Annotated in this window: 11 protein-coding genes; 7 read left to right on the top strand and 4 right to left on the bottom strand. The window is 73.7% G+C overall.

The genetic code is table 11. The features are described 5' to 3' along the window. Nucleotides 1-111: 111 nt before the first annotated feature. Nucleotides 112-3807 (top strand): SpoIIE family protein phosphatase, encoded by a 3696-nt coding sequence (locus tag O7606_RS11245; protein WP_281598998.1) that lies wholly within the window; start codon nucleotides 112-114, stop codon nucleotides 3805-3807. A 31-nt stretch (nucleotides 3808-3838) separates the two neighbouring features. Here the strand turns inward: O7606_RS11245 and O7606_RS11240 are convergent, their stop codons facing one another. Further along, nucleotides 3839-4153 (bottom strand): STAS domain-containing protein, encoded by a 315-nt coding sequence (locus O7606_RS11240; protein ID WP_281598997.1) that lies wholly within the window; start codon nucleotides 4151-4153, stop codon nucleotides 3839-3841. 93 nt (nucleotides 4154-4246) lie between these two features. Between O7606_RS11240 and map the strand changes: the two genes are divergently transcribed. Continuing rightward, nucleotides 4247-5104, top strand: a complete 858-nt coding sequence (gene map / locus O7606_RS11235) for a type I methionyl aminopeptidase (RefSeq protein WP_281598996.1) — start codon at nucleotides 4247-4249, stop codon at nucleotides 5102-5104. Then, nucleotides 5101-5817 (top strand): VIT1/CCC1 transporter family protein, encoded by a 717-nt coding sequence (locus tag O7606_RS11230; protein ID WP_281598995.1) that lies wholly within the window; start codon nucleotides 5101-5103, stop codon nucleotides 5815-5817. Before map ends, O7606_RS11230 begins: the two co-directional genes overlap by 4 nt. Nucleotides 5818-5832: 15 nt before the next feature. On the opposite strand, the gene O7606_RS11225 is transcribed toward O7606_RS11230, so the two are convergent. The 3 genes from O7606_RS11225 to O7606_RS11215 all read right to left on the bottom strand — a co-directional run bounded on the left by O7606_RS11225 (nucleotide 5833) and on the right by O7606_RS11215 (nucleotide 7476). After that, on the bottom strand, nucleotides 5833-6306 hold the full coding sequence (locus tag O7606_RS11225; RefSeq protein ID WP_281598994.1) for a nitroreductase family deazaflavin-dependent oxidoreductase: 474 nt from the start codon (nucleotides 6304-6306) through the stop codon (nucleotides 5833-5835). Between the two features lie 125 nt (nucleotides 6307-6431). Next, nucleotides 6432-6869, bottom strand: coding sequence for a ferritin-like domain-containing protein (locus O7606_RS11220; protein WP_281598993.1), 438 nt, complete (start codon nucleotides 6867-6869; stop codon nucleotides 6432-6434). 85 nt (nucleotides 6870-6954) lie between these two features. After that, nucleotides 6955-7476, bottom strand: coding sequence for a hypothetical protein (locus O7606_RS11215; protein ID WP_281599617.1), 522 nt, complete (start codon nucleotides 7474-7476; stop codon nucleotides 6955-6957). A gap of 157 nt (nucleotides 7477-7633) precedes the next feature. Between O7606_RS11215 and rimP the strand changes: the two genes are divergently transcribed. The 4 genes from rimP to infB all read left to right on the top strand — a co-directional run bounded on the left by rimP (nucleotide 7634) and on the right by infB (nucleotide 12765). Continuing rightward, entirely contained in the window at nucleotides 7634-8293 is a 660-nt protein-coding gene (rimP, locus tag O7606_RS11210; protein ID WP_281598992.1) for a ribosome maturation factor RimP, read from the top strand. Continuing rightward, complete coding sequence (nusA, locus tag O7606_RS11205; RefSeq protein ID WP_281598991.1) at nucleotides 8290-9333, top strand: transcription termination factor NusA; 1044 nt, start codon at nucleotides 8290-8292, stop codon at nucleotides 9331-9333. The genes rimP and nusA overlap by 4 nt, the downstream gene beginning before the upstream one ends. Before the next feature lie 15 nt (nucleotides 9334-9348). After that, nucleotides 9349-9681: a YlxR family protein gene (locus O7606_RS11200; RefSeq protein WP_281598990.1), complete on the top strand. Its 333-nt coding sequence runs from the start codon at nucleotides 9349-9351 to the stop codon at nucleotides 9679-9681. A gap of 93 nt (nucleotides 9682-9774) precedes the next feature. Continuing rightward, nucleotides 9775-12765, top strand: coding sequence for a translation initiation factor IF-2 (infB, locus tag O7606_RS11195; protein ID WP_281598989.1), 2991 nt, complete (start codon nucleotides 9775-9777; stop codon nucleotides 12763-12765). Nucleotides 12766-12854: the final 89 nt, after the last annotated feature.

Here is a 12854-nt window from a genome sequence, read left to right as displayed (position 1 = left end):
AGCGCACACCGCACGGGATGCGTTACGTTGCTGGTCCGTCTGGGTACAACGCGGATCACGGGCGGGCGGATGGTCAGGGCGAGCCGTGCGCGGCCGGAGCGGGGAGGCGACATGGGCTCGGCCCAGGAGGGCGGCGCGGACGGGTGGGCACCGTCCGTCGGGACCGCCGGCGGTGGGCCGACCCCGTTGCTGACGGCTGCCCTGGCCGCCGGCGGCGCGATGGGCGCCCAGCTCCGCGACCTCGACTGGACGGCCAGCCGGCTCGGTCACCCGGAGCACTGGCCGGTCGCGCTGACCAGCGCCATGGCCATGATGCTCGCCTCCAGGGCGCAGATCGTGATGTTCTGGGGCGCCGACCATCTCGCCTTCTACAACGACTCCTACCGGCCGACCATCGGCGTGAAGCACCCCCACGCGCTCGGCCAGCCCGCCCGGGAGCACTGGGTCGAGACGTGGGCCGACCTCGGGCCGCTGCTGGACGGCGTCCGCGACAGCGGTGAGTCGTTCCGGGCCCAGGACCGGCCCTTCCTGCTGGACCGGCAGGGCTTCGTCGAGCAGGTCTACTTCGACGTCTCCTACGACCCGATCCGGGTGGAGGACGGGTCGGTCGGCGGGGTGTTCTGCATCGTCAACGAGACGACCGGCCGGGTGCTCGGCGAACGCCGGCTGCGCGCCCTGGCCGAGTTGGGCGCCCGGCTTTCCGAGGCGGAGAGCAGCGCCGAGCTGGGTCAGCTCACCGCGCAGGTGCTCCACGCGCACCGTTCGGACGTGCCGTTCGGCCTGCTCTACCTGGTCGACCAGGGCGGCCGGCCGGTCCTCGCCGGCTGCGACGGCGTCGACCCCGACCGGCTGCCCGGCCCCGACGAGCTGCCGGCGGCGGTGCGCCGGGTGATCGAGGGCGGGCCGGCTGACACGACCGCCCTGGCCGACCTCGGCGTCCCGGTCGACGCGGCACCGGAGGCGCTGGTCCTGCCGGTCACCGCCACCAACGAGCCGGTCGGCGCCCTCATCCTCGGGGTGGCCGCGCGTTACCCGCTCACCGACGAGTACCGCAGCTTCCTCGACCTGGTCGGCGCGCAGGTTTCCCGGGCGGTCGCCCGGCAGCGGGCGTACGAGCAGGAGCGGGCCCGTGCCGCCCAACTGGCCGCGCTGGACCGCGCCAAGACCAACTTCTTCGCCAACGTCAGCCACGAGTTCCGTACCCCGCTGACCCTGGTGCTCGGCCCGCTGGAGGACATGCTCGCGGACCCCGAGCTGCCCAGCGCCTACACCCAGCGGCTCACCACCATGCACCGCAACGCGTTGCGGCTGCTCAAACTGGTCAACACGGTGCTCGACTTCTCCCGGCTGGAGTCCGGCCGGCTCACCGCCCGCTACCAGCCGACCGACCTGGCCGACTACACCGCCCGGCTGGCCAGCACCTTCCGGTCCGCCACCGAACGGGCCGGGCTGCGGCTGGTGGTGGACTGTCCACCACTGCCCGCGCCGGCGCACGTGGACCGGGACATGTGGGAGAAGATCGTCCTCAACCTCGTCTCCAACGCGGTCAAGTTCACCTTCGACGGCGAGATCCGGGTCCGGGTCCGCGCGGTCGACGGCGGCGCGCGGCTGACGGTGACCGACACCGGCGTCGGCATCGAGGCCGCCGAGCTGCCGCACGTCTTCGAGCGTTTCCACCGGGTGTCCGGGGCGCGGTCGCGCACCCACGAGGGCACCGGCATCGGGCTCGCCCTGGTCCGTGAGCTGGCCGAGATGCACGGCGGCGAGGTGGGGGTGACCAGCCGGCTCGGCGCCGGCGCCAGCTTCACCGTGACCGTGCCCTTCGGCGCCGGCCACCTGCCCGCCGACCAGGTGGTCACCGGCGCGCCCGCCCCGCTCGGGGATCCCGGGCAGGCCCACCTCTTCGTCGCCGAGACCGCCCTCTGGACTACGGCCACCGACCCGGCCACCGACCCGGCCACCGACCCGGCCACCGGCCCGGCCACCGGCCCGGACCGGGCCCGCTCCGGCCGCATCCTGGTCGCCGACGACAACGCCGACCTGCGCGAGCACGTGGCCCGGCTGCTCGCCCCGTCCTGGGAGGTGGTCGCGGTGCCGGACGGCGTCGCCGCCCTCGACGCGGTCACCGAACGCCCGTTCGACCTGGTGCTGACCGACGTGATGATGCCCCGGCTGGACGGTTTCGGCCTGGTCACCGCGCTGCGGGCCGACCCGCGTACCCGACACGTGCCGATCGTGCTGCTCTCCGCCCGCGCCGGCTCGGCCGAGGCGGTCGCCGGGCTGTCCGTGGGCGCCGACGACTACCTGACCAAACCGTTCTCCGGCCAGGAGCTCATCGCCCGGGTCCGCGCCAACGTGGAGCTCGGTCAGTTGCGCGGGCAGATCATCCGGCAGTTGCGCGCCCTGGCCGACGCCGCGGTGGCGGTCAACACCGCCCGCTCCACCGCCGACGTCCTGTCCGTCGCGGCCCGGCACGCCCTCACCCTGGTCGAGGCGGCGCGGGTGGTGGTCACCGCGTCCGGGGCCCGGTTCGAGGCGGACGGCGGCGGCGACTCGCCCGGTGACCCGTCCATCGTGCTACCGCTGACCGGCACCACCGGTGAGCGCCTCGGTGAGCTGCGGATCTGGTGCCGCGAGGGGACGCGCGCCGACGCCGAGCAGACCGCCCTGGCGGAGCTGGCCCGGCTGGTCGGGGTGCGGCTGGAGAACGCGCAGCTCTACGAGACCGAACACCGGATCGCCACCACCCTCCAGCACAGCCTGCTGCCGCGCACCCTGCCGCAGCTTCCGGGCGCGGTGGTGGCCAGCCGGTACCTCCCCGGCAGCGCCGACGTCGAGGTCGGCGGCGACTGGTACGACGCGATCGGGCTGGCCGACGACGAGCTGGTGCTGGTCATCGGGGACGTGGTGGGCAAGGGCGTGCCCGCCGCCGCGGCGATGGGCCAGCTCCGCAACGCGCTGCGGGCGTACGTGCTGGAGGGTTTCGACCCGGGTGAGTCGCTGACCCGCCTGAACCGTCTGGTCGGCTCGGTCGAGCGGCGCTCGTTCGCCACCGTGGTCTGCCTCTGTTTCAATCCCCGCACCCGGCGTTTGCGGTACGCCAGCGCCGGTCACCCGTCCCCGCTGCTGATCCGAGGAGGCGACGTGGCGTTCCTGCACGATCGGGCCCTGGGGCCGCCGGTGGGCGCGATCCCCGGCACGTCGTACCGGACCGAGACCGAGACGCTCGCCCCGGGCAACCGGCTGCTGCTCTACACCGACGGGCTCATCGAGGACCGGCACCTCGGCATCGACGCCGCCCTGGAGCAGCTCCGGGTGGACGCGGCGGCGGCGCGCGGGCACGTGGCGGACCTGGTCGACGCGGTCGTCGCGCGGGTGGTGGAACGGCCGCGCCGCGACGACGTGGCGGTGCTCGCGCTGGAGGCGGCCGAGCTGGACCGTCTCACGCTGCGGCTGCCCGCCGACCCGGCCCGGCTGAGCATGCTGCGCAAGCGGCTGGAGGACTTCCTGGTGGCCCACCGGGTCGCCGAGACGGACCTGTTCGACCTGACCGTGGCGGTCTCCGAGGCGGCGGCGAACGCCATCGAGCACCCGGTGACGCCGACCGAGCAGATGATCGACGTCGAGGTCACGATCGAGAACCGCACGGTGACCGCCACGGTGCGCGACAGCGGGCAGTGGCGGACCTCGACCGGGGCCGGGTTCCGGGGGCGCGGCCTGTCCCTGATCCGCGCGTTGGGGGAGCTGAGCGTCAGTCGTACCGCCACCGGCACGGAGGTGACGCTGCGCCGGCGGTTGGCCGACTGAGCGCCCGGTGATGTCGTCAGGCCCGGTGGTGTCAGGCCCGGTCGAGCCAGTCCTGGTCGCCGAGGCCGGAGATGTCCAGCACCCGGCGGACCTGCCGGGACGGCAGCACGGTCAGCGCCCCGGGCAACCGCTCGGCGAGCTGGAGCACCGCGTGCACGGCGGCGGAGTCGAAGAAGGTGACCGCCCGCAGGTCCAGGGTCAGCCGGCGGGTCGGCTCGCGCAGCGCGGTCCGCAACATGGTCTCGGCCGTCGCCATGTCGACCTCGCCGCTCACCACCACCCGGAGGTGGTCACCGTCGACCTCCGCGCGGGCGGTGAAGACGGGAGCGGCTCCCCCCTGATTCACGCTGACACGATGACACAGCGCCCCGCCGCGGGCAACGCCCGACCGGGCAACGGCGCGTGCCGGCCGGGCCACCGCCGGCGATAGGCTTGCGTCATGACCGTCCGTGCGCCGTTGACCCCAGGCACGCTCTCTCCGTGGCGACCGGTGCCGTCGCACATCCCGCGACCGGAGTACGTCGGCAAGAAGCGCCCGCAGGAGTGGCGCGGCTCGCACGTGCAGACCCCGGAGACCATCGAGCGGATGCGGGTCGCCGGGCGGATCGCCGCCCAGGCCGTGCAGCTCGCCGGCGAGCACTGCAAGCCGGGCGTGACCACCGACGAGATCGACCGGGTCGTGCACGAGTTCCTGGTCGACCAGGGGGCCTACCCGTCGACGTTGGGCTACCGGGGTTTCCCGAAGTCCTGCTGCACCAGCCTCAACGAGGTCATCTGCCACGGCATCCCGGACTCCACCGTCCTCGCCGACGGCGACATCATCAACGTCGACGTCACCGCGTACGTCGGCGGCGTGCACGGCGACACCGACGCCACCTTCTGCGTCGGCGAGGTCGACGGCGAGGCCCGGCTGCTGGTCGAGCGGACCCACGAGGCGATGATGCGGGGCATCCGGGCGGTCGCCCCGGGCCGTCAGATCAACGTGATCGGCCGGGTCATCGAGTCGTACGCCAAGCGTTTCGGTTACGGCGTGGTGCGGGACTTCACTGGTCACGGCATCGGTGAGGCGTTCCACAGTGGCCTGTACGTGCCGCACTACGACAGCCCGCGCCCCACCGACGTGATGGAGCCGGGGATGACCTTCACCGTCGAGCCGATGATCACCCTCGGCACCCACCAGTACGACATGTGGGACGACGGCTGGACCGTGGTCACCAAGGACCGGCGGTGGACCGCCCAGTTCGAGCACACCGTGCTGGTCACCGAGACCGGTCACGAGATCCTGACCCTGCCGTGACCGACACGCCCGCGGCCCTGCACGAGGGCCACCACGCCGACGTGTCCGGCGGCTGGCTGCGTCCGGCGGTGTTCGGCGCGATGGACGGCCTGGTCACCAACATCGCCCTGATCGCGGGCGTCGGCGGTGGCGGGGTGTCGCCCCGCGCGATCGTGCTCACCGGCACCGCCGGCCTGGTCGCCGGGGCGATCTCGATGGGGCTGGGCGAGTACACCAGCGTCCGCTCCGCCAACGAGCAGGTCGCGGCGGAGGTCGCCAAGGAGGCCCGGGAGCTGGAACGCCACCCGGAGGCGGAGGCCCGTGAGCTGGCCGACGTCTGGGTGGCCCGCGGTCTGCCGCGTGACCTCGCCGAGCAGGTCGCCGACGCGGTCCGGCGCAACCCGGCCGAGGCGCTTCGGGTGCACGTCCGGGAGGAGCTGGGCGTCGACCCGGACGACCAGCCCAGCCCGTGGACGGCGGCGTTCTCGTCGTTCGTCTTCTTCTCGATCGGCGCGGTCGTGCCGCTGCTGACCTACCTGGTCGGTTTCACCGATCTCTGGCTGGCGCTCGCGGTGGGCGGCCTGGGACTGTTCGCGGCCGGGGCGATCGTGGCCCGGTTCACCGGACGTTCCTGGGTGCTCAGCGGCCTGCGGCAGTTGCTCCTCGGCGCGGCGGCGGCCGGCGCGACGTACCTCATCGGCATGCTGATCGGCGTCCAGGGCGGCCTGGGCTGAGTCACCCGCGCGGGGTCACCCCGGGTCGGTGGGGGAGAGCCGGAACACGCGGATCTCCCGCCCGCCGGCCCGTTCCAGGTACGTCCGGTACGCGGGCCACTCGGTGACCAGCAGCCGCCAGAGCCGGTCCCGGTCCGCGCCGGTGGCCACCTCGGCGCGCACCGGCACCCGGCGGCCCCGGACGGCCACCTCGGCGCGCGGCTCGGCGAGCAGGTTCAACGCCCAGGACGGCTGGCGTGGCTGGCCCCAGTTCGACCCGGTCACCACGTACGCGTCCCCGTCGGGCACGTAGAGCAGCGGGGTGCTGCGGGGTCTGCCCGAGCGTCGCCCGGTGGTGGTGATCACCAGGGACGGCACCAGCCCGAGAGCGACCACCCGACCCCGGGTGAGCCGGCCGACGAGCCGGTCGGCCGGCACCAGCAGCCGGGCGGCGGCGCCGAACCAGCGGTGGTGGCCCAGCCGACGGGTGACGCTTCCCAACGCGGACATCCGCCCAGTCTGCCGCCTTCCCCGGGCGCACGGAAGGACCGCGTGAACCGTACGCGGGTCAGGTGGACGCCCCGCGCCGCCGGCGGGCAGCCGGAGATATCCCGGCCGACGCCCGGGGCGCGGGGTCAGGAGCGGCCGGGGAAGGGGACGGTCAGCGGGGTGCGGCCGGCGGCCCGCCGCCAGCGGGTGGCGCGTACCGCGCAGTCGGTCAGCGCGGCCAGCGCCCGGGCCCGCTCGGCTCCGGTGGTGGCCGTCAGCGCCGCCCGCCAGTAGCCGGCGGTGCGCTCCTCCACCTCGACCGCCAGCCGCAGCGCGCTCTGCGCGTCGGTGACCGGGTAGGGCAGCGCGTACCCGGCCCGGTCGGCGGGGATGGCCCCACCGGCGGCGCTCAGCCGCAGCACCAGCTCGTCCCGGCGGACACGGTGGGCGGCCTCGGCCTCCCGGGCGGCCGTCCGGGCCGCGTCGGCCAACCGCACCCCGATCGGCCCGTACGCGAAGATCGCCGCGTACTCGGCGGTCAGCGCCGCGCCGAGCGCCTCCTCGACGGTCGGGGCGTTGTTCACGACGTCTCCTCGGTGGTTCGGTCCTCCACAGTCGACTTTCTGACGGACCGGGCGTGCTGCGCCATCCTCACGGCGGGTCGGGCGGTCAACGCAGTGCCTCCACGTGGGTGGCCCGGGCCGCCGCGATCGATCCGACCAGGGTGGCCCGGTCGGCCGGGGCGTCCGCGCAGAGCGTCGCGGCCCGGGCGCGGCCCTGCTCCTCGGCCTCGCGCAGCGCGACGAGGACCGCGGCGGTGTCCCCGGGCGGCACGGTCGCCCCGGATCCGGCGGTCGACGGCAGGGCGACGCCGATCGCCGCGGCCAGCTCGGTGGCGTGCGCCCGGTGGGCGTCGGCGACCGGGGTGAGCCGTCCGGCCAGGGCGGGATCGGCGGCGATCGCGGCCCGGTGCCGGGCCTCCAGGTCGAGCGCGCCGGTGACCAGGGGCTCCAGCGGGTCGGGCGGCGGTGGGGGGTCGTTCCGGTCCAGCAGGCCGCACGCGGTCACCGACGCGGTGGCGGTGCCGAGGGCCAGGAATGCTCCGGCGCGAAGGGCCTTTCGCCGGGAATGTCCGGTCGGTTCGTCGCGCTGTGTTGTTCTGCCGATCGCCACCGGACAAGTGAACACCATCGGCCACCGTTCGCGGGCAACGACGTCGGTGCGCCGCCCGGCCGGTCCGACGGCGGGCGCGTTACGCTCTGCGCAGCCGCCGGAGGCGAACCGCCCCGGTGGCGTGCCGACGTGGCCGCCCGACCGGGCGCCGCCGATGCTGAGAGGGGTGCGCCGGATGACGCAGCGTGGCCGTGCCACCAGGTCGACGGGGAGGCCCCGTCCCACCGGCGCGCCGCGCGGTGACCTCGCCACCCGGCGGTCCAGGATCCGGGCCGTGGTCGAGCCCGTGATCGCCGACGCCGGGTACGACCTGGAGGATCTCTCCGTCTCCCGGGCCGGCCGCCGGCACGTGGTGCGGGTGATCGTCGACGGCGACGCGGGCGTCAACCTGGACGCCGTCGCGGATGTCTCCCGCGCGGTCTCCGCGGCGCTGGACGCCGCCGAGGAGTCCGGTGGTGACCTGGTCGCCGGTGAGTACCAGCTCGAGGTGAGCTCCCCCGGCGTCGACCGGCCGCTGACCCTGCCCCGGCACTGGCGGCGCAACGTGGGTCGGCTGGTGAAGGTGACCACCCGGGCGGCCCTGCCCGGGCAGGGCGCCGGTCAGCCGGCGGACCGGCAGCTCACCGGTCGGGTGGTCGACGCCGACGACACGCGCGTGGTGCTCGACGTGGACGGCGCGCGCGCGGAGCTGACCTACCCCGAGCTCGGCCCCGGCCGGGTGCAGGTCGAGTTCAGCCGTCTCGACGAGATCGGCGAGGCGGACGGGTTCGACGAGGCCGGCGAGGCCGGCGACGACATCGACGACGAAGATGATGTGGAGGACGAGGAGAGGTGAACATCGACCTCGCGGCGCTGCGCGCACTGGAGCGCGAGCGGGAGATCCCGTTCGACACGATCCTCGCGGCGATCGAGACCGCGTTGTTGACCGCGTACCGGCACACCGAGGGCGCTCAGCCGCAGGCCCGGGTGGAGATCGACCGCAAGACCGGGCAGGCCCTGGTGTACGCCCAGGAGACCGACGCCGACGGCACGTTCGTCCGGGAGTTCGACGACACCCCGCACGACTTCGGTCGGATCGCCGCGATGACCGCCAAGCAGGTCATCCTGCAGCGGCTGCGGGAGGCCACCGACGAGGCGCACTTCGGTGAGTACGTCGGCCGCGACGGTGACCTGGTGACCGGCGTGGTGCAGGCGCACGAGGCCCGCAAGGAGAAGGGCATCATCAGCGTCGACCTGGGCAAGCTGGAGGGCGTGCTGCCGCAGTCCGAGCAGGTGCCCGGCGAGCAGCCCCAGCACGGGGAACGGATCCGCTGCGTGGTGGTGCACGTCGCCAAGGGGTTGCGCGGGCCGCAGATCACCCTGTCCCGGTCCCATCCGGCGCTGGTGAAGAAGCTCTTCGCGCTGGAGGTCCCGGAGATCGCCGACGGCACCGTGGAGATCGGCGCCATCGCCCGTGAGGCGGGTCACCGCACCAAGATCGCGGTCCGTTCCACCGTGCCCGGGGTGAACGCCAAGGGCGCCTGCATCGGCCCGATGGGTCAGCGGGTCCGGGCGGTGATGAGCGAGCTGCACGGCGAGAAGATCGACATCATCGACTGGTCGGACGATCCGGCCACGTTCGTCGGTAACGCCCTGTCACCGGCCAAGGCGCTCCGGGTCGAGGTGGTCGACCTGGCCAGCCGGACGGCCCGGGTAACCGTGCCGGATTTCCAGCTTTCGCTGGCCATCGGGCGGGAAGGGCAGAATGCCCGACTCGCCGCCCGGCTGACCGGTTGGCGGATCGACATCCGTTCCGACGCCGAGCAGTCCGCCCCGGCCAGCCGGCGGGTGACCGACCACGTCCCGGAGCCGGGCGGAGCGATCTCGGGCAGCTAGGGGTAGACTTTCCCTGTGGCACGACGCGCGCAGCCGGAGCGCACCTGTGTGGGTTGCCGGAAACGCGTGTCGGCCAGCGACCTTCTGCGGGTCGTCGCGATAGGTGACGAGGCTGGTCACAGGCTCCGAGCCGATCCGGGCCGCAGACTGCCGGGTCGGGGCGCGCACCTGCACCCGGATCCGGCCTGCTTCGCGCTGGCGGTGCGGCGTCGCGCCTTCGGGCGGGCGTTGCGGGTCACCGGGGTTCTCGACCACGGTGAGCTGGCGGAGCACGTCGACGCACCAAGCTCTACGTCCGGTCATCCCGACCGGGCGGGAGTCGCTAGCAAGGTAGGACGACCGACATGAGCACACGATGAAGTCCCTGAAATGACCAGGCTTCAAGTGCACGAGTGAGGTCGCTGCGGGTGTTGCCCGCACGACCTCGGAGTGAGGAGTGCAGTGGCAGGCAAGGCCCGCGTACACGAGCTTGCGAAAGAGCTCGGGGTCGAGAGTAAGACCGTTCTCGCCAAGTTGAAGGAAATGGGCGAGTTCGTGAAGTCCGCGTCCAGCACCGTCGAGGCGCCCGTCGCCCGGCGGCTGCGCGGCGCGTTCGTCGCGTCCTCCGGTTCCTCGGCGCCGTCCGCTCCGGCGGCCACGCCGAACCCGGCCCCGCGGCCCACCCCGACCCCGCCGCCGACCCCCGGTGAGCCCCGGGTCTCGGCCAAGCCGATGCCGCCCCGGCGGCATCCGGTCCCCGGCCCGAAGCCGAAGGGACCGATTCCCGGCCCGCCGCCCCCGGCGACCCCGGTCGCCAAGCCGGCGAGCGCACACGACATCGAGGTGGCCGCCGCCGAGGCGCGGGCGGCCCAGTTGAAGGCTGACCAGGAGGCCGCGGTCAAGGCCGCGCAGGCCGCCCGCCAGCAGCAGCGCGAGAACGTCCGCCGGGAGCCCCCGACGGACGGCGGCGCTCGTCCCGGCCCGCGGCCGGGTCCGGGCGCGATGCCGCCCCGGCCGGGTTCCCCGGCCGCCGGTCGGACCGGCACGCCGAACGCGGGCCGTCCCGGCCCCGGTGGGCGTCCGCCGGCCCGTGGCGCGGGCAACAACCCGTTCGGTATCTCCGGCGGCCAGCAGCGCCCGCCGGCCAGCAGCGGCGGCGGTCCCCGGCCGAGTCCGGCCTCGATGCCGCCGCGGCCCAGCCCGGCCTCGATGCCGCCGCGGCCCAGCCCGGCCTCGATGCCGAGCCAGCGTCCCGGTCGTCCGGGCGGGCCCGGCGCGGGTCGTCCCGGCGGCGGTGGCGGCGCGGGTCGCCCCGGCGGCGGCGGTGGCGGTGGCTTCCGTGGCGGTCCCGGTGGCGGCGGCGGTGGCGGTGGCTTCCGTGGCGGTCCCGGTGGCGGCGGCGGTGGCGGCGGTTTCCGTGGCGGTCCCGGCGGCGGTGGCGCCGGCGCCGGTGGTGGCTTCCGGCCGGGTGGTCCGGCCGGTGGCGGCGGTCGTCCGGGTGGTGGCGGTCGTGGTCGCGGCGGTGGCGCCGCGGGCGCCTTCGGGCGTCCCGGTGGTCGGCCGACCCGTGGCCGCAAGTCCAAGAAGCAGCGCAGACAGGAGTTCGACAACCTGTCGGCGCCGACCATGAGCTCGGGCGCCCCCCGGGGCCAGGGTCAGGTCGTCCGGTTGTCCCGGGGCGCCTCGCTGTCGGACTTCGCCGACCGGATCAACGCCAACCCGGGTTCGCTGGTCCAGGAGATGTTCAACCTGGGCGAGATGGTCACCGCGACCCAGTCCTGCTCCGACGACACCCTGCTGCTGCTGGGTGAGCACCTGGGCTTCACCGTCCAGATCGTCAGCCCGGAGGACGAGGACCGCGAGCTGCTCGCGCAGTTCAACATCGACCTCGACGCCGAGGTCGCCGAGGACCGCCTGGTCAGCCGGGCGCCGGTGGTGACCGTCATGGGTCACGTCGACCACGGTAAGACCAAGCTGCTCGACGCGATCCGCAAGGCGAACGTGGTGGCCGGTGAGGCGGGTGGCATCACCCAGCACATCGGCGCGTACCAGGTCCACGTCCCGCACGACGGCGAGGACCGGGCGGTCACCTTCATCGACACCCCGGGTCACGAGGCGTTCACCGCCATGCGTGCCCGTGGCGCCCAGGTCACCGACATCGTGGTGCTGGTGGTCGCGGCCGACGACGGCGTGATGCCGCAGACGATCGAGGCGCTCAACCACGCCAAGGCGGCGGACGTCCCGATCGTGGTCGCGGTCAACAAGGTCGACAAGCCGGAGGCCAACCCGGACAAGGTCCGTCAGCAGCTCACCGAGTACGGCCTGGTCGCCGAGGAGTACGGCGGCGACACCATGTTCGTCAACGTGGCGGCCAAGCCCGGCATCGGCATCGACGAGCTGCTCGAAGCCGTCCTGCTGACCGCCGACGCGTCGCTGGAGCTGACCGCTCCGATCGACGGGCCGGCGCAGGGTGTGGCGATCGAGGCGCACCTGGACAAGGGCCGGGGCGCGGTCGCGACGGTGCTGGTGCAGAAGGGCACCCTCCGGGCGGGCGACTCGATCGTCGCCGGTGGGGCGCACGGCCGGGTCCGGGCGATGCTCGACGAGAACGGCAACCAGGTCGCCGAGGCCGGTCCGGCGCGTCCGGTCCTGGTGCTCGGTCTGACCGCGGTGCCGGGCGCGGGTGACACCTTCCTGGCCGCCGAGGACGACCGTACGGTGCGGCAGATCGCCGAGCAGCGGCAGGCACGGCGGCGGGCGGCGAGCTTCGCCAACTCCCGTGGCCGGGCCACCCTCGAAACGCTCATGGAGCAGCTCAAGGAGGGCGAGAAGACCTCGCTCAACCTGGTGCTCAAGGGCGACGTCTCCGGTTCCGTGGAGGCCCTCGAGGACGCGCTGTTCAACCTCGACATCCCCGAGGAGGTCCAGCTCAGGATCATCCACCGGGGCGTCGGCGCGATCACCGAGAGCGACGTCATGCTCGCGAGCGCCTCGTCCGAGGCGGTCACGATCATCGGCTTCAACGTGCGGGCCGCCAACAAGGTCCGCGAGATCGCCGACCGCGAGGGCGTGGAGATCCGGTACTACACGGTCATCTACCAGGCCATCGAGGAGATCGAGGCGGCGCTCAAGGGCCTGCTCAAGCCGGAGTACGAGGAGGTCGAGCTGGGCACCGCGGAGATCCGCGACGTGTTCCGTTCGTCCAAGGTCGGCAACATCTCCGGTTGTATCGTCCGGTCGGGCATCATGCGGCGGAACGCCAAGGCGCGGCTGCTGCGCGACGGCGCGGTCGTGGCGGACAATCTCACGATCAGTTCGCTCAAGCGGTTCAAGGACGACGCCACGGAGGTCCGCGAGGGCTTCGAGTGTGGTCTGACTCTGGGCGGTTACAACAACGTCCAGGTCGGCGACATCATCGAGACCTTCGAAATGCGGGAGAAGGTCCGTAGCTGATCCCCAGGTGACACCCTGGTCAAGGGGTTTACGTCGGTGACGGCGTAAACCCCTTGATCATGGGGGCCGGTGAACGGGTATCGTCCGAG

It is taken from the genome of Micromonospora sp. WMMD882 (assembly GCF_027497255.1).
Lineage (GTDB): Bacteria > Actinomycetota > Actinomycetes > Mycobacteriales > Micromonosporaceae > Micromonospora.
The sequence above is the reverse complement of the archived record's forward strand: the minus strand, read 5'-3'. Positions and strand labels throughout refer to the sequence as shown.

Excerpts from the sequence above, each read along its gene's own strand:
- O7606_RS11245 (WP_281598998.1), top strand. The coding sequence starts at position 112 with ATGGGCTCGGCCCAGGAGGGCGGCGCGGACGGGTGGGCACCGTCCGTC.
- map (WP_281598996.1), top strand. The coding sequence starts at position 4,247 with ATGACCGTCCGTGCGCCGTTGACCCCAGGCACGCTCTCTCCGTGGCGA.
- O7606_RS11225 (WP_281598994.1), bottom strand. The coding sequence starts at position 6,306 with ATGTCCGCGTTGGGAAGCGTCACCCGTCGGCTGGGCCACCACCGCTGG.
- O7606_RS11215 (WP_281599617.1), bottom strand. The coding sequence starts at position 7,476 with ATGGTGTTCACTTGTCCGGTGGCGATCGGCAGAACAACACAGCGCGAC.
- rimP (WP_281598992.1), top strand. The coding sequence starts at position 7,634 with ATGACGCAGCGTGGCCGTGCCACCAGGTCGACGGGGAGGCCCCGTCCC.